Genomic DNA, 22,496 nt, shown 5'->3' on the forward strand with positions numbered 1-22,496 from the left:
TTTCTTCCTTCGGTAACATTATTTATGAGGCAACGAATCTAAAAATTCCTATTTTGGGTAACATTTTTTATGAAGCAATGCGTCCAATGGAACAAGAGAAATATTTTCTTCAACTAACTTATATAATTCTTGGACTTTTTCTTCTGATAAATTTTTTAAATTCTCTTCTTTTAAGGCCGAGTTTAATGCATCTAAATAAGCTTCAAGAGCTTTTATCTTGCTAATATCAAAAGAATCATTAAATCTTTGATACTTATCCTTCAGTGCTTTAGGGGCATTCTCCTCTCCTCCATATACATCCATTAACTTCTGCATACGGGATCTTTGTTCTTCTTCATCTAAGGGTAAGGGTTTCTGCGCAAACTCACTAAGTCCATCAATGGTCACTAGTCTACTTACTATTGTAAACTCAGCACCCTCATTATTGAACCATGCTATTTGTGTATCTGGGTTTGGGTCTTTCTTAACTTCGTCTAACATTTGCTGACTATAACCAACAACTATTGCTTGTATAAAAAGTCTTGCAAGTTGTTTAGGGTCATTATTTGCTTTTTGCAGCATGAGGCGGTAATTGTCTTTATTATTGTGATTAATTGCGTCAATTATTCTGGAATTTAAAGCCGTTTTATCTTCATTTAAAATCTGAGGTACAAGTTCATCCATTAACGATTGCATATATGCACCAATACAACTTGGTGCTTCTATATATTTTTTAAACTCCTCATAAGAGGGTAAAGGAACTTTGTATTCATCAAATATACGAGAAAAAGTAGCCGCTGTGTTCTTTGATTTTTCTATGACTTTATACGGTTGATTGTCCGCGCCTTTTGGATCATATGGCAACTTCAGATGGTTTTCTAAATTTAAAAGAAATGTATTTCGAAAAGCCTGTTTATATTGTTGAAAACCCGTGTCACTTAGAGGATTTGTTTTATCAAACATATATATTCCTTTTAACTTAAAATTAATTTTGCCCAACACAAAAGTACTTTATAAATGAATAAAAAATTACTTATAATACCAATTATAATTCAAATACCTTAAGTAAGTATTATCAGTCTTCTAATACAAAATACGACCGAATTAAATTAACTGTTTCCCAAGAAACGAACAGAGTAAGATCGAATCATCTTGACTCAACCTCACTATGCAATGATTGGTTTGGGATAGATTTGTCCGCCGAAATGAAGGTTTCGGTTATGGATTTAGCTGGAAAATTTAATCGTGTGGGATAGCCCTGAAAGGACACCCCTAAATTAAATCCCGGAACATGATTTTTTCAATCCGGGACTCTTTTTGGAAAATTACAAGGTTAATGACTCTGAACTCTCCTGGGATAATGCTTTGGTCAACTCTTTTTCTGATCGTGCAATAAGAGTATCCATTTTATCTCTTCCACCAAAAAACTCACAATCTAAAATCACATTTGGTTCATTTTCAAGAAATTCCTTAAGAAATTTGATCCCATGAAGTATATCCTTTTTGCTCAGTTCATCAAAAGAGCTCTCAAGACCTAACGCTTTCTGAAAAGTAAACAGCAAATTGTCATCCAATCCTCTTGGTTGTTGTAGCAACAAAGCATATCCGCCAAACAGTTTACAACTGCATTTCTGATCATAGCAATCCTTTATTTTAGCTAAAAATGTACTGTGATCCGTTGATTCAAGATTATCTTGGATTAATGGGGTGTAATATAAATCAAATATTATATTTCTTGATTTTTCTGATTCAACATGTTTAATAAGACTTAAATTAATTGCCTCATCGCTTAAAACCCTAAAAGCATTAAAATCTTTATGTTCTTTTGCTACTGCTTTGCACCATTTTTCTATGTCTTTCTCCAGCTGCTGTCGTTCATTTTCAATTTGCTTCATTAAAGATTGGACGAAAGCAATTGCTTTAAATCTGTGTAAAATCGCAGCACCGCGTCTTGTTTGTTGCTCAATAATATCCTGCAAATATTTTTGGAAATTTGCATCTTGAGCAAAATGGGGATACTTCATATATCGAGGAATTTTGTCTTTATCTTCGATAAACATATTATCTCGAAAAACCTCTAGTGCCCGTACAATAGTGACAACATCAAGAATTTTTAAGTCATCTTCTCTGAATTTCTTTTTAGGGATGTGCTCTATTTCTTTAAATTGTAATGCTCTTCTGATTGCTAAGAACAATTTACAATTGGTTACATCACAGGTACCAAAATAGGTCCAAGATGCATAACCATTATAATCATCATACTCTTTAATCAATCGAAAATAACGATGAATTAATGCTCCTAATAAAAACAAAGTACCTTGTTTGGTTTTTTCTTTATCCTCTTTGGAAATTTGCCGCAATTCATTAACTAATAAATTAAATACTTCACGCTGACTCTCTCTATCAGTCTTACATTTTATTACTTCATTTGTTCTGGCTATTAGTACCTCAAGGCTAGTTTGTTGCACCGAATCCATACTCTGTGCTTCAACCACTTTATATCTGCCTAATAAAGTAGAATATGCAGTATCCAGGTTAAAAGTATTGACTCTAAATGTCGCAAATGGTGGTAGGGGAAAAGTCATACAACCTCCTTATTACATATTCAATCCCAAGGAATTAATGATCCCTCTGTAAATATCATACATTGTTGAAGAACCATTATGAAAAGATAAGTGTTTAGCCTCATGAATCTCTTTTTGAATTGTTACCCCCAATCGCTTATTTAGTTCGCTATATATTTTTTCTTCACGTTTTTCATAGACAAAAGTACAATAGTAACTTAGATCGCTCAGACAAGAATCAAAGAAACGCTTATCTATCTCTTCGAGGGACTCCACCCCCAAATGACTTCGAAATAAATCAATCAAAGGCTGATGCAAGTAACTCTTGATTATTGAGTTATATTGAAACCACTTTACCAAATACATTCCAATAATAACTTTTGTTCTAAATTCGTTAAACTCATCGAGCGTTAACTTAGGATCTCTTTTAACCTCTTTAACATAATTGATTAAGTCATAAGTCTCATCTAGGCTCTGAGCTAAAAAACTTATGGTGCTCGCATCATCCATGGCAACATGGTCAGGTAACATTGAAAAAAAACTTAAACAGCCCGCATGTTGTCCAGTTCCTGCGAAACACTTTGCTAATCGTTTTGCTTTTTGCTGAAATTGGGCAAATTGAGTCATTGCATCTCTCCTGCAAATAGTGACCCGCAAAACTGCAACGCGTCATTTTATGTTCGAAAATGTAAACGCCTTCATTTTTTATAACAACCAATAAAAAATATTGCAACTATTAATTTGACGAATTGAACATAAAAAGAATTAAGCGTTTCTTTTTCTAAATTAATGCCTGAGTTTTATCTGCATCATGCTAAATTCGGCAATTGAATCGTAGCGAGACGGATCAGCGCGGTGTGCACGCGTAGTGTAGATTCAACTGCCGAATTTAGGATAATATAGAAGCGAAAGCAGTTAGGTCCTGCTGTGACAACTAAAGACCCAACCGCTTTTTCTAGGTTTAATTATTTTCAATAATGCTGCATTGTAAAACGCTCATCAATCGAGGTAATTAACTTTTGATGAATACCATTAAAACCTCGGTTACTCATAACCAATACAGCATCTCCTGCTTGTACCGTTCTTGAGACCTCGTTAACGATTTCATCATGGCTTTTACAAATAGTATAAGGACAAATCCAGTTATCTAGGGTCTTATGTAAATCAAAATCTTGTGGTTCTAAAACATAGGCACCATGAACTGACTCCAATGCTTGCGCCATTTCAGTAACATGAACACCAGTGCGCATGGTATATGATGCGAACTCCAAAACGGCAAAAATTCGTTGATGCCTATTACTGCGTTTTAAAGCATCAACAGTGCGCATTATAGCGGTAGGATGATGTGCAAAATCATCATAAATGGTAATACCGTGTTTATTGGAACGAACTTCCAATCGACGTTTCACCGGCGTAAACCGTTCTAAAGCTTTAGCTGCAATCTTTGGATTTACTCCAGCATTTACACTTGCAGCAAGCGCAGCTAAACCATTTTCTACATTAAAGCGGCCAATTAAGGACCAATGGACTTCCGCAACCTCTTTCCCCTGATGCACTACTTTAAATATCGAACCATTTTCTTCAAGTAATTTTGCTGACCATTGAGCATCACCATCCAAAACAAGATCTTCAATTCGTGAATATTGACCACGAGTAATAACTTCATTTAAAGCTTTATCATTACAAGGTTTGATCGCAACCCCACTTGCCGGTATGGTTCTTAATAGATAATGAAATTGCAATTGAATTGCTGCAAGATCAGGATAAATATCTGCATGATCAAACTCTAAATTGTTTAAAATAGCGATTCTTGGTCGATAATGCATAAACTTAGGACGCTTATCAAAGAAAGCACTGTCATATTCATCCGCCTCGATAACAAACCATTTCCCTGAACCTAAACAAGCACTCGTTTTAAAATCTGATGAGACACCTCCAATCAAAAAACCAGGGTTTAATCCCGCTTGGTGTAAAATCCAAGCAATCATAGAGGTCGTTGTTGTCTTTCCATGCGTTCCTGAAACAGCAATTACTTGGTATTTGGACAAAATGTTTTCAGCAAGCCATTGAGGTCCCGAAGTATAGGGTATTCCTGACTCCATAATTGCCTCAAGCACAGGCATACCTCTTTTAATTGCATTACCAACAATAACTAAATCTGCTTGTAATGCGACACGCGTATCCTCATAACCTTCAGTCCACGTGATGCCTTTTGCTGCAAGCAAATCACTGACTGGTGGGTAACAATTAGCATCACTTCCAGTAACTTGATGCCCTGCTTCACGTGCAAGTAAAGCAAGAGCACTCATAAATGTTCCACTGATACCTAATATATGTAAATGCATAATAATCCTAATCCGTATTACCCACTACTCTCTGTTCATTAATTTCTTCACCATGCTAAGTTGCTGAATGACAGGTTCACGCCATGGTCCTGATATTTTATAACTGTATGCAGAAATTTTTTGCATACTTTGACTTATAATACTATTCGCCACCCATGCTGCAACACCAGCAACAGGACCGCCTGCGATAGTTGCAACAACGGGTAAGCTTGCAGTTATATGAGGTGAGATCTTTAAATACAAATTATAAGTATGCTTGGATAAATTTAAATCCCCTTCCATAGCTGCATAAGCAACCGGACCATTCAGATAACTGTCTTGTGTACTCATAATTCCATTGTTGATAATAAAATTTCCTTGAAAAATGTCAAAGCTATATCCTTGATGCGACAAATCACTAAAATCCAATTGCAACCGACGAGGAATTGTCTGTAAACTCAAAATACTTAATAATTTACCTAAGCCTAGTTTTTCTTCCGTTGCTTTACTTAAATGAGTAATTCTTCCATTTTTAAGTTGCAGATACATTGCTCCATTTAACGAGGCAAGAGAAAAATTATATACTCTATTTTTCCAACCACCATGAAACTCCATGTAACCTTTTTTAGCATGGACTGCGGGAGTTACATTCCAACGCTCTAAAGTTTTGGATAAATGAGACATAGTTAATTTTACATCCAATTTTGTTTGATTGATTTTATTTTTCTCCGTCCATTCTCCCTGAACATCAAACTGATATACTGGAGAATCAATTTGACAATAATTTATTGACCACTTTCCAGCACTGGATTGACTTTTCAATGTAACATTACCAATTTGCAATTTATTCACAGATAAGTTATCGACACGCAAATTTAGATTTGGGATTTGATTTGGATGTATGTGTAATGAATCCGCATAATTGCTATCAGCAACACTGATTTTATCCAAATGCAAATACTGAACATGACCGCTTAATTCGTTACGTGACACATGGTACACTAAATCGGCAGCAATCATTTTTTGTTGTAAATTAAAAGACCAATCCTGATTAGGTAGTATTTTTGCTTTAACAATCATTGCATTAAATTGTTGTTTTAAAAAACTAAGCTTATCAATTGTTACATGAATAATACGTAATTTATTTAATAAAGGTGCTTTTGCTTGGGTTGACGCAAATTGAGCATATATCTCTTTCCAATCGTGAAAATCAAAACCTTTTAAGGAACCAACTACTGCAAGCCCTGGTAAATTCTGATTTACTGCATTTTCACTTCCAAAACGTAGTTGTCCTGAATTAAAAGCTAATCCCTGTTTATCATCTTTAAACAAAAGATCAGCACTAAGACGGGTATCATAATTACCTCTTAACCGCATTGATTTTTTTGAATTAAAATCAATAGTTAAATTTAATGGGATTTTTTCATCCGCTTCTTTGCCTAAAGGTGTAGGTAAATGAATTGCTACCCCTTCCAAAGAGCTGCTTAAATTAATGCTATCCGGTTCAGAAGGTTTATCGGTTAGCTTCAATTCTGCATTGATCAGAAAAGAACCATTGGCAAAAGCCAATACAGGTATTTTCAATTGATTCTTTAACGAATCAACGGTACATTTTCCATTAACTGTAATTGTTGTCGCAGGTTTTGGCTGTTTTACAGATTGAACTTTAATGTTCATTGGATTTTCAAAAATATTAGCCAACAAAGAACTATCAATAACTCCTGTTTCATTAAACAATAATTCACCTGATAAATTCTTTACGGTAAATTTGCTTAGCTCATGATTTACAACGAGTGTATTATTTTTAAAAGCAACATTTCCCTTAGCAAGCACTGTATCATTTTCAGGATATAAAGGAGCTTCTACCTTTAAATTGAGCAGTGCGGAACCCTTGACTGATAACATGTTTAAAAGAGACAGCTTTTTCTTTAGAGGTGAAGCCATAACATAATTCATCATTTTTTGCACTGATGCATCAATTTTCCCAGTGACAATCAAATTTTCTTTATTCTTTCCTATATCATCAATACGCAAATGCATTTGATTCGCAGGCACGCCCTGAAAGTTAGCATGGACTATATCAATATTTAAATTGCGCTTGTTTAGATGAATAAACCCATCGATTTCTTTTATAACTTGCCATTTAGAATTGATTGCAAGCTCCCCTCCACTGGCATAACTGTCTATAGTAAATTCCCCTGTATTGTTATCAAAAGGGAAATCCTTCGCTAAACCATTAAGTTTAATCCGACCACTCGCCTCAGCAATATGTTTTAAATCATTCTTTAACCAGAGGTATAATTTGGGTTTCAAGTATTCTTTAGGAAGAAAGGCAACCCATTGCTGCCAATTTTTCCCGGAAAATTCTGCACCCAAACGAATATGGCCTATAGATTGACGACTTACTTGATCAACTGCACCTTGCATACTCATTGTCAACTCAGGTTGACTAAGGACAAATCGCTCCATGCTAATGCGCAAACCGTCATTCAAGTCCTTCCAGTCAAAGGCGCCATTGAGTAATAATAAATTCTGCTCCGGATAGCCATTAACCTTTATGGAAGTATTTTCAGAATCAAGTTCTAAACGTCCTTGGTCTGGTTGCCAATTAACCACTCCAGAGAGGTTATGTACTTCGGGAATGGAATCTTTTGCATTCCACCCCAACTGCTCAAAACGTGTTAAAACATAATTAAGGGAATAATCATTAAAAACCACCTGATTATTATCTCCTTGTGCATTATCAAGCGGAATTTGGGGTATCTCGTCTGCACCAAAGCTCAACGAATTAAAACGAGGAATGGGAGGAATACTAGAGGCATTAGCAGTTGCTGTTATCATAATCTGAGAATCATGTAAAATCCCTTGTGGCTTCATATCCAACAAGGCTTGCATGCTTTTAGGCCAATCAATTGCGTGAGACAATAGCGACTCGATAATAATTGATTTTACAAATAATTGATAACTTTGTTGCTCTTTCTTGTATTTGAGTAATATCTGATTTTCAGGCCAACTTACTCCTCCTATACGTAATTGAATATGATCAGCAAGTAACTGCCATCCTACATTATCAGGTTTCCAAGATAAGTTTGCAAAAAAAGATTGAATCAATTGACTTTGTTGACTATGCAGCAGTCGCCAAGCCAAACGTTTAAAATCTACTTGTGCTTGTACTGAAGTAATCGAGCCATGACGCATATCTACCCATAAAGCAATATTGCCTTTGCCACCCTCCAAATGTTCGGTTGCTTGAGGGAATAAACTTTGCCACTGAGCAGGTACAATATTTTTCGCTGAAAAATAAAATCTCCCTTTTATCTCTTCAAAATGCTCAGGATCAAAGTATCCCTCCCCTAATAGTTGAAAATCAGTACTGTTGGTTTGTGCAAGTCTAGCTCCTCCTTTAACCTTATAATATCCACCGCTATTGGCTACTGATACATTTAATCCATCCACTGGAATCAAACCGCCATCACTAAAATAAAAATAAGCTGAAACATGCTTAATAATCAAATGCTCTTGTTGTGATAACCAAATTAAAATTTGTTTGGTTTTTTCGGGAGTCATATCGCTGTTAAGCGTATTTGTGGTAATACCATCAATAGTCCAACGAGCATCTTTTTCTCGGAGATTAAGATGCATATCATCAATATAAAGTACACCCGGCTGTATCTGCCAATTCCATAATGATTTGAATAAATTAATTCCTACTAATAATTTATTAATATGAAAATCATTGTTTGAGTCATCCCCTAAAGTAACTTGATTTAATTTAAGTACAGGATGAAACCAATGCCATCCTGTTTCTATAGTTTGAATAGTAACAGGTTGGCCAATAAGAAGGGATAAATGTTGCTCAATCTCACTTTTATACTCTTTTGCCCATGGAGTCAGTGCACGGAAGATACTGGATAAAACAGCCATAAAAATAATGAAGACGGCTAAATACATCCAGATTCGTTTAAATACTTTACTCACGCTTAGGGGTCGGTTGCTCATTGATTGTATACTATACCATTGCTTGCTTGCTCATACTACATTTTAAGCATTATACAGTGTAACCTTCCTCACGCATTTTCGCTAATTTATAACGTAAGGTGCGCTCGCTTACTCCTAACACAGCAGCTACCTTTTGTCTGTTTCCCTCATTTTCTAATAATGTTTTTTCGATCAATTCAAATTCATGGACTTGTAAATTTTTACTGTTCGCTGTTGCGCTTGTATCTGGAACCAAAGGAGCTGTTAAGGATAACTGTAAATGCTCTGCTTCGATAATACCTTGTGTTTGTAACACTAATGCTCTTTGAATCACATTATCAAGCTCTCGTGCATTTCCTGGCCACGGATAAGCTAGCATCAACTTTTGTGCAGTCGGGCTAATTACTGGAACGACAGGTTGCTTATGTTGGCAATGTTTGCGCATTAAATAATTAGCTAAGGGAATTATATCATTTTTTCTTTCTCGTAAAGGATGCCATTGTAATGGAAAAATATTCAAGCGATAAAATAGATCCTCTCTAAAACGTCCGGCCTTCACTTCATCTTTAAGCTGTCTATTTGTTGTAGCCAGAATTCGTACATCAAGATTTATTGTTTTATTAGCGCCTATGCGCTCCACTTCTTTCTCTTGTAAAACACGAAGTAATTTAGCTTGTAAACTTAGAGGCATTTCACTCACCTCATCGAGAAGCAGGGTTCCGCCTTGCGCTTGCTCAAATTTTCCTGGAGTTGACTTATATGCTCCTGTAAATGAACCTTTTTCATAACCAAATAAAGTTGCTTCAAGCATTTGCTCAGGAATTGCAGCACAATTAATTGCGATGAAGGGTTGCTTTTTTCGTGGTGAATGATCATGAATAAAATGCGCTAACACTTCTTTACCTGTCCCACTTTCACCGCTGATCATTACCCCCACCTCAGACTGAGCTACTCTTAATGCCATAGACAATAAGGCTTGGCTCTTAGGATCCTGGGCTATAGGTTCTCCTGTATTTTCATCAAATTCAATTTTAATATATTGGTTGATTTTTTCAGTTAATACCTGAGCACTAAAAGGTTTCTGCAAATAATCCACTGCACCATGATGAATAGCCGTCACCGCATCTTGGACGGAACCATATGCAGTCATCAAAATAACAGGCACCCCGGGCCTTTTTCGTTGAATTTCAGATAATAATTGATTGCCATCCATCTCATCCATACGAATATCGGATAAAACTACAGATGGATTATGGATTTCGAGAAGAGCCAAAGCTTCCTTACCATTTTTAGCTGTAATATAGGTATGGCCAGAAATAGTCATTGTTTCAGCCAGAGCTTCCCTTAATACTGGATCATCTTCAACGATTAAAACATGACTCATAGGATTTCCTTTTCTAAAAGTTAGTACCCCCTAGGGCAAAAACAAATTAATTTGTGTGCCAATTCCTTCCGTAGACTCCAAACTCACTCGACCTCCGTGGGCTTTTACTACTGCATAAACAACTGCTAATCCTAAACCATTACCTTGAGCTTTTGTAGTATAAAAAGGTGAAAAAGCCTGGTTCTTAACCTCCTCGGTCATTCCTTTTCCATTATCCTCTACTGTTATTTGTATACCTGAATTGTCAGTAGATGCAAGTGTTAAATTAATTTCTGTTGCTTCTGATTGCAATGAATTGATTACTAAGTTTAAAACAGCGCCAATAAGTGACTCTCCATGGATTAATGCCTCATGATTAATGAGCTGGTTATTCACATTAAATGATATCCCGCGGGCTAAAACATAAGGTTGAGCTCGTTGCACCAGTAAAGAACACCAATAATTTACATCCATACGTGTGGGTTCAATTGTAGTACCACGTGCAAATAACAATAAATCCTGGATTTGTTGCTCAATGCTACTAAGGCATTCTTGCAATCTAAGAATCCAATTTTGAGTACGCGAATCCAAATCAAGAAGATTATTCAAGTGTTCTGTATATAACATAGCTGAAGCTAAAGGAGTTCTGATTTGATGGGCTAGCTGGGCGGTCATCGTACCAATTGAGACTAAGCGCTTTTCATTTTCTTTAGCTTTTTCATAATCTCGTGTTGCAGTAATATCAGTTAAACTCACTAAAATGCCTGGCAAACTATCTAAAGTAGCAACTGCTACATGCACACGTCGTCCATCCGCTAGAGAAACTTCATGGCCATCATCAGCACGAGGAACAAACGCCCGTAAAATTACATCTAACCATAAAGAACCGAGTAACCCATAACCTAACATAGCTTCAGCAGGTGGATTTAACCAAACAATACGCCCTTGAGAATTAATAATTACTAAAGCCGTAGGCAAGCTGGATAGAATATCCCACTCAGAAAGAGGTATCTGCGGTTTCACAGCACAAGTTTGGTAATTAGAATAATGCATGCTAGATGAAATTATTATAATTAATACATTGACTCTAACAAATTTAAATTCAAATGAGAATATCTAAGCATATGTAATTAATTACATGAGTAATTATAATCCATTAATGCCTAAAATATTTTGGACTAAAACTTCATATTTAGGCTCTCTTTTTCAGTAGCTTCTTCCTGAGCAACAGATTCTTTCATTGAAATTAATCCATTTTTAACTTTATTACCGCGTTTAATTGTACTTACTATATCTTCAACATTTGAAGGCACACGAGTAATATGTTGGTCGTGTACGGGCTTTTCATTGCTCTTAACTGAAAACCGTACTCTTTTTATACCCTCATTTATTTCCTTTTCGTCAATATCATGAATTATCACATCACACTCGTCTGTATCATATAGTTCGCTTGTACTGCTTTTTGTAGATTGACTCAAGCAGCGATGGTTAGATTCCTTCTCTTTTGAGGCTTGTTTGTCAACTTCAGAGCTTTCTTCCAAATCACTAATTTGTTCTAATAACTCTTTTTTATTTGCATCAAGACCAGGGAACGTTTCATTACCTGCTAGTGCACTTAATATAAAACATGCTTCTGTTATTTTATCCATCTTCGGTACGTTATTTTTTATATCATTAAGGATACTCACCCTAGGTACACTGATGAGCCCAAAAGAAATTTTATGAAGGAACCATCTAAAGCCACTGGCCCTTTCTAAATCTTTTGCTAATAGTGCTTCATCTACAGATTTAAAATATCGATTAGCATGAGTAAGTGCTTTGCCTTTAAACAATGACTCTGAATGAAATCGAGGATCTTGAAATAAGTTTTCTAAACGAATTGGATCCATTTGCCCTAGCTTTTCTTCTAATTTCTCATCTAAAGTATCTGCAGTTAAAATAGTTCTAATGTCTTCAACATACTCAGAAGAGCTTAATTTAGATGCAGGAGATAATTTTTCCAGCTCTTGCATAAATGAATCTGGAGATAATGTTACTTTTTTTAATAGTATTTGAAAGTGTTTAATCGGAAGCCTGTCTTTTGAGTTTTGTCGGGTTAACTCTTGAACAAGCACTGATATATTTTTTAGTTCATTTGTTGGTGGTTGAGGATTAGCAAATTTACTGAGTGATTGCCATTTAGAAAATTTTGCCTTAAAGTCTTCTTCACTTTGTTCGTCATAAGGAATAAGATTACTTTTGAGCATAAACTCTTTTAAAGCCGCACCTACTTGAAAAGACATGTAAGAAGGCATATCAAGTGTTGTGGTAAATGCTCGAAAATTGAGACCTAAACTACCTGTTCTAAGACACTTCTGATACTCCGGTGCTCCATAAGTAGGTGAACTGGAAATTTCATTCACTTTAGGATTTTTTTTAGCAGTAATCGTTTTTCTATCGCTCACAATAAGCCGCTTACCATCAGTTAAAAAATTAGATAACTTAATATCTGGATGATAATGCCCTGAGTCCATTAATTTAGTGCAAAAATCACCTAATTTACTTATAAAAAACACTGTTTGTTCTAAAATGTCTTTTTGATCTTGGCCTTTAAGCTTTTCGGCATAACGAGCTAAATCTCCTTTTGATGCAAATTCACTAATCACAACAGGTTGATATGCTGTTTCGCTATCATCATTCAAAAAGGGAATCATAATCGTTGCATAATCTTCAGAAAAATACTCACTAACTTGGTATGTTTGTAGTTGTTGTTCTTTTCCAATGGTATTCCGATCCTCTACTCGGATTACCGTTTTTACTGGCTCACTTTCAATAGTAAACGTAAAGTTCTTATTATTTCCTTCAGGATTGCCCAGAACTTCGGTTTGATATTCACTAAACTCTTGATGAACAAATCCTTGTATGGCATCAACTTTTGCATAAACGAGTGACAAATAGTATAAATTTCTTTGAACTTTCTCTTGTAATTGTTGATCTTGCTGGTAATAAGCTTTTATGATTTGGTTACACTGAATATAGTTCGCGATATTTTCCTGAATTGGATCGTTGGTAAATAATTTATCGCGCTCTTGCATTGCTTTATAAAAGTCTGTTTGCGACAGTCCGGATGACCCTCTTAATGGAGGAGATAAACGAGATACAGCATTGGCAAATTCAATACTTTGTAATAACAGTGATGAATCACGATGTACTCCATATTTTTGTAAATGACTTTCTAGTCCATTTTTATCGAATTGATTTTTCCACTGGATAATTACATGGTTTGTACTGTATTTAGTTAAATAATTAATCTTTTGTAGATAAAATAACCTTCTTAATTCGGAATTTTCTTCTTTATCAGAAATTTTATTATAGCTCGTAATTAAATCTATAAGTTTTTTGAGTTCTGTTGAAGAGTCGGAACTTGGAATATCTAAAGACATGGAACAACCTTAATGGAGTATTATTTTCATTGACATCAAATCATAGGAGAAGTACAGTTCACATATTGATCAACACTGAAAATTTACTGCTATTTCTAAACCGATACTGGCGCAGTATTATACATTAATTATTTTTTTTATCCAACGATCTTAAAAAAGCAAGTTTCTCTGCGATTTTTGTTTCTAAACCACGTTCTACTGGTTTATACCATCCAGGTTCTTGCATCCCTTCAGGTAAATAATGTTCGCCAGCAGCATAGGCGTGAGGCTCATCATGCGCGTAGCGATATTCTTTTCCATAACCTAATTTTTTCAATAATCGAGTAGGTGCATTGCGTAAATGAATAGGTACCTCTCGAGATTTATCTTGTTTTACAAAAGCCATAGCTTGATTAAAAGCCATATAACCTGCATTACTTTTCGCAGCTATTGACAAATAAATAACCGCTTGCCCCAATGCAAGTTCTCCTTCTGGAGATCCGAGACGCTCATATGTTGCTGCAGCATCACTCGCAATTTGCATAGCACGTGGATCAGCTAAACCAATATCCTCCCATGCCATTCTTAAAATGCGCCGTACTAGATAACGAGGATCTACACCTCCATCTAACATACGACACAGCCAATAAAGTGCGGCATCAGGATTAGAACCACGCACAGATTTGTGTAATGCAGAAATTTGGTCATAAAAATTTTCTCCGCTCTTGTCAAAGCGTCGAGTATTTTCAGCCAAAGAATTGATAACAAATTCTTTGGTTACAAATTCATTCTGCATTGCAGTACATGCAGTTTGTAATTGCTCTAGTGTATTGAGTAAGCGTCTAGCATCCCCATCAGCAAATTCAATAATCAATTCTATGGCCTCTTCATCAAATTGAAGATGGGATAAAACTGCTTGATACGCTTTTTGAAATAATTGCCGTAATTCATCATGAGTTAATGGTTTTAAAACATATACTTGAGCTCGCGACAGTAAAGCAGAATTTACTTCAAAAGAAGGATTTTCCGTGGTAGCACCTATAAAAGTAATCAACCCTGATTCTGTATAAGGCAATAAAGCGTCTTGTTGCGCCTTATTAAAACGGTGAATTTCGTCAATAAACAAAAGGGTGTGTTTACCATGAATTAAATTTTGTTGTGCTTTCTCAACTGCAGCACGAATGTCCTTCACTCCCGAAAAAACTGCAGACAACGCTATCCATTCACAGTCAAAAGCTTCTGCAGTAATGCGCGCAATTGTTGTTTTACCCACCCCAGGAGGGCCCCATAAAATCATAGAATGAAGTTTTTTTCCTGCAAAGCTTAGTCTTAAAGATTTGCCCTCACCTAATAAATGACTTTGTCCAATCACCTCATCGAGACTCTTAGGTCTTAAACATTCTGCTAACGGTGGCGTAGGTGCTTCCTGAAACAAACTCATTGTTGAACCACATCCACACCTTTAGGTGTTTTGAATTGAAACATAGTGGAGGTCAATTTAGGGTTTAATTTAATTTGAGATAATTGCACGGTAGTTACTTGTTCTAATTGATCATAAAGCTCTAGTCCTGTCAAAAGATCGTTACGAAAAATCATTTTAATTCGTTGAAAACTTGCTTTAGGTGATTTTGATTTTAAATCAAAAACTAATTCGTTACCCATTCCTTTTTGAACTACATTAAAATCTCGCGTTACTGTATCGTCATAACCACTCAAAAATAAAGCAGCAGTACCTCCTAAACCTTTGCTTTGCTTTTTAACCGTTACTTGCTCTAAATCTTTATCATAAACCCAAATTTGCTGACCATCTGCAACCATCAACTGCGCCATAGGTTGCACGGTTTGCCAACGAAATCTACCTGGTCTTTGTAACGCCATAGAACCTGATGATCGAGATACAACCCGATGTTTTGCCTTCACTGATTGCTTAAAACTGGCCGTCATTGAACGAATTCCATTGAGTTTATCTTGCAATAATTCGCCCGGTGTTTGGCAAAATACTGAAGTAGAAATACTTAAAAGTAATGCAATAAATATTTTTTTCATAGTTAATCCTCTGTTACTGATGCCACTAAGACATCTCGATAGCCCCCTTCTAATGGGCCAACAATACCTACCCGCTCCATTTCTTCAATCATTCTAGCTGCACGGTTATAGCCTATTTTCAGACGTCGTTGTACTGCAGAAATACTCGCCTTACGCGTTTGAATCACAAACTCTACCGCCTGATCATAAAGAGGGTCATCATCTTCTGTTGCTTGACCTTCTTCATCAAAACCTCCTTCATTGCCATCCCCAGTCATTTTTAAAATGGAATCAATATAATCAGGTTCACCACGGGCACGCCAATCATCGGCGATACGATGTACTTCTTTATCATCAACAAAAGCTCCGTGAACACGTAAAGGAGCACCACTTCCTGGTGCCAAATATAACATATCCCCATGACCCAACAATTGCTCAGCACCTTGTTGATCTAATATGGTACGAGAATCAATTTTTGACGAAACTTGAAAAGACATTCGCGTTGGAATATTTGATTTGATAAGACCTGTTAGAACATCTACCGAGGGCCTTTGGGTAGCAAGGATCATATGAATCCCCGCCGCTCGCGCTTTTTGTGCGATACGCGCAATTAATTGTTCTACTTTCTTACCCACAACCATCATCATATCAGCAAGTTCATCAATCACAACTACAATACAAGGTAAAGGTTCTAACTCTGGGGCTGTTTCATCCATTGAATCAGTTGGCTTCCATAAAGGATTCACTAAGGGTTGGCCATGAGTAATACCTTCGGTAATTTTACTATTAAAACCCGCCAAATTTCTTACCCCTAATGCGGCCATCAGCTTATAACGTCGCTCCATCTCTTCAACACACCAACGCAAAGCACTAGCAGCTTCTTTCATATCAGTAACAACTGGAGTTAATAGATGCGGGATACCATCATACACGGACAATTCCAACATTTTAGGATCAACCATAATCAGGCGTACTTGCTCAGGGGTTGCCTTAAATAAGATACTTAAAATCATGGCATTTATTCCCACAGATTTACCTGAGCCTGTGGTGCCAGCCACGAGTAAATGAGGCATTTTTGCCAAATCCACCACTACTGGATGACCTCCAATATCCACTCCTAAAGCCATGCTTACAGGCGAATGTGCCTGCTGATAGACATCAGCTGACAAAACATCAGATAACCGCACAACTTCGCGGGAATGATTAGGTAACTCCAAACCAACTACAGTCTTACCAGGAATAACTTCAACAACACGTACTGAAATGACCGACAAAGAACGAGCTAAATCTTTAGCCAAGGCCGTTAATTTACTGACCTTTACTCCAGCTGCCAATTGCAATTCAAAACGAGTTACCACAGGGCCAGGATGTACAGCGACTACTCCAGCTTGAATGCCGAAATCTAACAGATGCTGTTCCACTTCACGCGATAAATTTTCTAACTCTTGATGTGTGTATCCACCCATGGGTTTACCAGGTTGTCCTTTATCTAACAAGTTGAGTGAAGGTAAGTCTCCTGAAGTACTCATTTTGGGAGCACGAATTTCTTTTATTTCTTTAACAGGTTTAATAATTTCAGGCTTTACTTCATTGGACATTAAAACTGGAGCAGCAACAACCGTTTCTTTTTCTTTCTCTGCTTTTGGTTTGAACAATTTAGGGGCGGGTTTCTCACGAGACACGTTAGAAATCTTCGTTATTTTTTTTGCTTTGTTTTTATCGATTTGAGCATTGATAAAGCGACCTACTTTTTGTACCGCTTTGATCACATAACTCACTGCAAATAAAGTATAAAAGCCAATTAACTCAAGCGCTTTTATCCAGGACAAGCCCGTGAACCAAGTAGTACCTACTAAAAGTATTGCCAATAAAGCGAGACTAGCCCCATATACATTGAGCATTTGATACCAACCACTGCCTACTGCCTGTCCGATAAATCCTCCAGGACCGCGAATAGAATTTAATTGGCTCATTTCTACTTGTAAACTTAATAAACCACAGCCACCTGCAAACAGAAACATTAAACCAATGGAACGCAGCAATAAAACTCGTTTATCAAGAATTCTTAACACACGGAAATCGTGTAAAATAACCCACGCAACATATACGAACGATAGAGGTACCAAATAAGCAAAATATCCGAATGTAAAATAAAGCGCGTCTGCTACGTATGCGCCTACTTGCCCACCCGAATTAGCAACAGAATCTCCCCTCAATGCGGCATGCGATAACCCAGGATCACTTACTTTATAGGTTAATAAGGACAAAAGCACAAAAAGAGCACTTGTTAAAACGAGTATAAAACTCCCCTCACTCAGCCGTTTTATGACGTAGTTTGGCATATGTTTTTTAGTTCCTTGGGTTCTTTTTCCAGAGCGTTGTTTTTCCATAGGTATTTTCATATCTTTGTTTTTATCATAATATTCGCCATCTTAACACAAAATATTAAGGAAGGCAGAGAGATGAGCGTAAGCAATCACCACCGCTTAATCATATTAGGTTCGGGTCCAGCAGGTTATACCGCCGCTGTCTATGCTGCAAGAGCCAATCTTAATCCCGTTTTAATCACCGGCATGCAACCAGGTGGCCAACTCACGACCACAACTGATGTAGATAATTGGCCTGGAGATATTGAGGGATTACAAGGCCCTGCCCTGATGGAGCGTATGCAAAAGCATGCGGAGCGCTTCGAAACCCAAATCATTTTCGATCATATTGTTAAGGCTGATTTAGCACAAGCACCTTTTGTTCTTCAGGGTGATAGTGAGACTTATACTTGTGATGCTTTAATTATTGCCACTGGAGCCTCTGCACGTTACCTAGGATTAGAATCAGAATCTGCCTATCAAGGTCGAGGTGTTTCTGCCTGCGCTACTTGTGATGGCTTTTTTTATCGCAATAAATCAGTTTGTGTTATTGGTGGAGGAAATACTGCTGTTGAAGAAGCGCTTTATTTATCAAATCTTGCTTCGTCAGTCACATTAATTCATCGACGCGATAGTTTGCGTGCTGAAAAAATTCTCCAAGATAAACTTTTTGAGAAAACGCGAAATGGAAATATCAAAATCATCTGGAACTCTACATTAGAAGAAGTCCTAGGTGATGGGAAGAAAGTAACTGGAGCCTTAATTCGCAACGTACAAAATGATACCAAAGAATCAATAAATGTAGATGGTGTATTTATTGCCATTGGCCATACACCAAATACTGATTTGTTTAAAGATCAACTCATAATGAATAATGGTTATATTGTTATTAAATCAGGACTTGATGGAATGGCTACGAGTACCTCCATTCCTGGAGTATTTGCGTGCGGTGATGTGGCTGATCATGTATATCGACAAGCCATCACTTCAGCAGGTTTTGGTTGTATGGCAGCCCTTGATGCGGAACAATATTTAGATTTAAATTTAAATAAATAAGACACAAATTATTTATAGCTTGAGATCTTTCATTCTGGACTCAGGCTATAATTTCATTTGACTATTGATTGCTATTATTCTGAATTATATCTGACTCGAATTTCCTTTAAACTTAAGACCTTATTCTTGAATAAAATAGAGTTTCACTTGTTTTTCCTAATACTTGTTTATAATCATTGTAAAGGGCAATTTGATAGAAATCCCCCAGTTCAGGAGATTAAGTTGAGTGATAATGAATCATACTCGTTCCCCAACCCAGAAACGAGCGATGATAATGGTTTATTGATGGTCGGAGGAGAGCTATCTCCCCATCGCATACTTCAAGCTTATAAACAGGGAATTTTTCCCTGGTATGAGCCCGGGATGCCTGTGCTTTGGTGGTCACCAAATCCAAGACTGGTATTGATTCCCAATGAGTTTAACTTATCCCGAAGCTTAAAAAAGTCTTTAAAAAAAGATTTTAAGTGCACCATCGATACAGCATTTAGACAAGTAATTACCTCATGTGCTACTTGCTCTGATCGGTTTAATAATACCTGGATTACCGAAGAAATGATAGAGGCATATACCCATCTACATTTTTTAGGGTTCGCCCATTCATTCGAAATATGGTATGAAAACAAGCTTGTTGGTGGTCTTTACGGCATTAGTTTAGGGAAGGCTTTTTTTGGTGAATCCATGTTTCACAAAATAACAGACGCCTCAAAAATCGCCTTTTATTATTTATGCACCACGTTAACGGACTGGAATTTCGATTTTATTGATTGCCAAATACCTACAAATCATTTACAAAGCTTAGGAGCTAAAATTATTGATCGCAAAGAGTTTCTTCGCTTATTAGAGAAGGCTTTAGTCCATCCTACTAAACAAGGCCTGTGGCGTTTATCTTTTTGACCACCCAATATTTTAAATTAGTAGAACTATACTATTAGTAGGTTGTATAAAAGTAGCTAATAGTCAGTTCATTTTGTCATAACCTTAATGATTAGGACCTAGCTTTAAGTATGATTTTAATTAACAGGAGTACTTTATGGAAGCAATGCAAAAGAATGAACCAAACTCCAAGATCCCAATCATTTTTGGATTAATCAACAGCTACCAAATACATAACCTCCTAGAACAGCATAATGCAAAAACAAAAGAAACTAAGGCTGTATTCTTAATAAGAGATAGCTCTACCTATCCAGGTTTAATAACTGTTTCGTATTATTGCCAAGAACAAGAAATAGTAAAACACATTCGATTTGGGCTCACTGAAGAGGGTTGGAAAATGGCCCCCAAGCCTCCCCAAGAACCATCAAAAACAGATTCAACTGATATTAAAGAAAAATATACTTTGGATAAAGCAACGTTTGATAAGAAAATGGAACATTTTCTCAACACTGCAAAAAAATTGTTTGAACAACATGTGAGTCCCGAGCTGTTCAAAACATTAATCATAGAATTAGAAAAACACGAATTTAATTTAAAAGGACTCATAAAGCCAAAACGATCCCAAGCCAGTCAAGAAAAGCACTTTACAGGCTATATTTAGTAGCCCGCTCTACATCTGAGTAAAAAAAAGTATGCCAAGGAGTTAAATTTTATACGGTTAGATTGCCATTTTATTTATTTTAGTGCAGTATACAGGGCTGCAGTTAAATGTATAATTATGCGTATAAACTTTATAAATTTGGTACATCACTGAGAGACCTATGGCAAAAGAAGATCATATAGAAATGGCTGGTACTGTTATAGACACCCTACCCAACACCATGTTTCGTGTTGAATTAGAAAATGGGCACATTATTACTGCTCACATTTCTGGTCGTATGCGTAAAAATTACATAAGAATTTTGACTGGAGATAAAGTCAAGGTTGAATTAACTCCCTATGACTTATCTAAGGGCCGCATTATATTCCGCGATAAAAACTAGACCGATTAATAATTTAGTTGTAGCTTCATCATATCATCCTTCAAGCACATAACCTTGAAGGAACTCTCGAGTAGTGCAAACTAAATTTATAATAGCTCGGATCTTGCCGTTACCCTCTGCGAAAGCATAAACGTTTACAGGATCCATATAGTTAATGCCAATCTAAAGCAAAAAATGAAACAATTCAGTTTGCATGTTCTCCCCATCGTAACTGATCACTAATATTTTTTGCGACAAAACCTGCTTAAGTATATCCGCAACTTGATTCAGTATCAGATTGCATGCAAAATAGGCTTATTTTGAAAACTAAATTGCAGAGTGTTTCGTCTGAGTCAATTTGAATATTGATTTTTAATGATACGCGAATAGGGAGTTTCAATGAGCAAGGATGCTGAGTTATCTAATTATTTATCCAGCGCGACATGTAACATGGCCGTAGTTGCCTCCATGATTAAAGACGGAGCAAACCCTAATACAACTAACCAGAATGGCGATACATTGCTTCATCTTATTATTTATTCCAAAGGATATGCACTGATTTCTACAGTACTGGGATTGCGCGTTAATGCTGAAAAACAAAACAAGTCAGGCTTGTCAGCTCTTCAATGTTTATTTATGCAGCAACCAATTGATTTTGAAGCAGCGGCTTTACTCATTAATGCTGGTGCCAAACGTGACACCGTTGATGCTCAAGGTAATAACCTAGTACACCATGCTGTGTTTTCAAATAACCTCAAAAATATCTGTAATGCAATAAAACTAGGAGTTAATGTTCAAAAGCCAAATTTTTCCGATCAGACTCCCCTGTTTAGTTTACTGAATCAAACATCACCCGATTGGAATGCAATCGCACTCCTTGTTTTTGCTGCATCATGTCCATTGGTCAGAATGAACCGTTTTATCCTTCCGTACATCAAAAAGGAACATATAATTGACACTGTGAACCAGAGTATTTTGTCAAAGGAATATATCGATCCTACAGCGATCGAATCGTTTGGAAAATATGACAATAACAAGGAACGTGTCTTATGCTATATTCAATCATTACCCCCAGTAATGCAGAAAGTTCTGGTCAGCCAGGCTCTAGATAACCAAACACCACTAGGGGCTTTTTTTGCTGTCAAGCGGGGCTTTTTTAAACCTAGTATCTCATCAGGAACGTTGGCAACTCTATGGAAAATGAATAACGAGCTTAACAGAACAATCAATGCAACCCAGATAAAAATCGCTCAATCGGAACATTCGTCTCCCCCTCCTCCCTATCAACCTGCGTTTATGCCAATAGCAAGTGCACCACCTTTGGAGACAATTATCGGTAGTAACACTTTATATAATCCCACTTTTTGGCCAACACCACCTATCAAAATCACCGGGGTGCAGGGTTTACCAATATCTATTAAAAACGGTGAGCCGGAAAATCCATATCAAAGAGTTGTATATCAATAATTAACACTTATTGTATTCGTTCCGAGGGTATGCTTGCCTCTTGGCGATAAGTTTTATTTTGCACAAGATGCGCCAAAT

The 22,496-nt window shown here is 36.6% G+C and carries 16 protein-coding genes; 5 read left to right on the forward strand and 11 right to left on the reverse strand.

Features of this window, described 5'->3' with window-relative positions; all coding sequences use genetic code 11:
• Positions 1-48: 48 nt before the first annotated feature.
• The 11 genes from Lgra_RS12750 to Lgra_RS12800 all read right to left on the reverse strand — a co-directional run bounded on the left by Lgra_RS12750 (position 49) and on the right by Lgra_RS12800 (position 18,024).
• The gene (locus Lgra_RS12750) at positions 49-942 is read right to left on the reverse strand and encodes a hypothetical protein (RefSeq protein ID WP_058499661.1); all 894 of its coding nucleotides are present in this window, start codon (positions 940-942) and stop codon (positions 49-51) included.
• A gap of 362 nt (positions 943-1,304) precedes the next feature.
• Entirely contained in the window at positions 1,305-2,564 is a 1,260-nt protein-coding gene (locus Lgra_RS12755; RefSeq protein ID WP_058499662.1) for a hypothetical protein, read from the reverse strand.
• Between the two features lie 12 nt (positions 2,565-2,576).
• Positions 2,577-3,170, reverse strand: coding sequence for a hypothetical protein (locus Lgra_RS12760; RefSeq protein ID WP_058499663.1), 594 nt, complete (start codon positions 3,168-3,170; stop codon positions 2,577-2,579).
• 344 nt (positions 3,171-3,514) lie between these two features.
• Positions 3,515-4,888, reverse strand: a complete 1,374-nt coding sequence (gene mpl, locus Lgra_RS12765; RefSeq protein WP_058499664.1) for a UDP-N-acetylmuramate:L-alanyl-gamma-D-glutamyl-meso-diaminopimelate ligase — start codon at positions 4,886-4,888, stop codon at positions 3,515-3,517.
• A 24-nt stretch (positions 4,889-4,912) separates the two neighbouring features.
• Positions 4,913-8,866 (reverse strand): YhdP family protein, encoded by a 3,954-nt coding sequence (locus Lgra_RS12770; RefSeq protein WP_058499665.1) that lies wholly within the window; start codon positions 8,864-8,866, stop codon positions 4,913-4,915.
• A 49-nt stretch (positions 8,867-8,915) separates the two neighbouring features.
• Positions 8,916-10,229 (reverse strand): sigma-54-dependent transcriptional regulator, encoded by a 1,314-nt coding sequence (locus tag Lgra_RS12775; RefSeq protein WP_058499666.1) that lies wholly within the window; start codon positions 10,227-10,229, stop codon positions 8,916-8,918.
• A gap of 30 nt (positions 10,230-10,259) precedes the next feature.
• A complete protein-coding gene (locus Lgra_RS12780; protein ID WP_058499667.1) occupies positions 10,260-11,261 on the reverse strand; it encodes a sensor histidine kinase in 1,002 nt (333 codons plus the stop codon).
• A gap of 125 nt (positions 11,262-11,386) precedes the next feature.
• Complete coding sequence (locus tag Lgra_RS12785) at positions 11,387-13,630, reverse strand: protein kinase family protein (RefSeq protein WP_058499668.1); 2,244 nt, start codon at positions 13,628-13,630, stop codon at positions 11,387-11,389.
• 124 nt (positions 13,631-13,754) lie between these two features.
• Positions 13,755-15,050, reverse strand: a complete 1,296-nt coding sequence (locus Lgra_RS12790; protein ID WP_058499669.1) for a replication-associated recombination protein A — start codon at positions 15,048-15,050, stop codon at positions 13,755-13,757.
• The gene (gene lolA / locus Lgra_RS12795; protein ID WP_058499670.1) at positions 15,047-15,655 is read right to left on the reverse strand and encodes an outer membrane lipoprotein periplasmic chaperone LolA; all 609 of its coding nucleotides are present in this window, start codon (positions 15,653-15,655) and stop codon (positions 15,047-15,049) included. The genes Lgra_RS12790 and lolA overlap by 4 nt, the downstream gene beginning before the upstream one ends.
• 2 nt (positions 15,656-15,657) lie before the next feature.
• Positions 15,658-18,024: a DNA translocase FtsK gene (locus Lgra_RS12800; RefSeq protein WP_058499671.1), complete on the reverse strand. Its 2,367-nt coding sequence runs from the start codon at positions 18,022-18,024 to the stop codon at positions 15,658-15,660.
• A gap of 72 nt (positions 18,025-18,096) precedes the next feature.
• On the opposite strand from Lgra_RS12800, the gene trxB reads away from it, so the two are divergent.
• From trxB to Lgra_RS12825, 5 genes are all read left to right on the forward strand, one after another.
• Positions 18,097-19,056 carry a thioredoxin-disulfide reductase gene (gene trxB, locus Lgra_RS12805; protein WP_058499672.1) on the forward strand — a complete coding sequence of 320 codons (960 nt, stop codon included), beginning with the start codon at positions 18,097-18,099 and terminating at the stop codon, positions 19,054-19,056.
• Between the two features lie 285 nt (positions 19,057-19,341).
• Positions 19,342-19,950 (forward strand): leucyl/phenylalanyl-tRNA--protein transferase, encoded by a 609-nt coding sequence (gene aat / locus Lgra_RS12810; protein WP_420795206.1) that lies wholly within the window; start codon positions 19,342-19,344, stop codon positions 19,948-19,950.
• 136 nt (positions 19,951-20,086) lie between these two features.
• Complete coding sequence (locus Lgra_RS12815) at positions 20,087-20,590, forward strand: SH2 domain-containing protein (RefSeq protein ID WP_058499674.1); 504 nt, start codon at positions 20,087-20,089, stop codon at positions 20,588-20,590.
• Positions 20,591-20,750: 160 nt separating this feature from the next.
• Positions 20,751-20,972, forward strand: coding sequence for a translation initiation factor IF-1 (gene infA / locus Lgra_RS12820; RefSeq protein ID WP_058499675.1), 222 nt, complete (start codon positions 20,751-20,753; stop codon positions 20,970-20,972).
• A 378-nt stretch (positions 20,973-21,350) separates the two neighbouring features.
• Positions 21,351-22,418, forward strand: a complete 1,068-nt coding sequence (locus Lgra_RS12825; RefSeq protein WP_058499676.1) for an ankyrin repeat domain-containing protein — start codon at positions 21,351-21,353, stop codon at positions 22,416-22,418.
• Positions 22,419-22,496 lie beyond the last annotated feature (78 nt).

The organism is Legionella gratiana (genome assembly GCF_001467695.1).
GTDB classification, from domain to species: domain Bacteria; phylum Pseudomonadota; class Gammaproteobacteria; order Legionellales; family Legionellaceae; genus Legionella; species Legionella gratiana.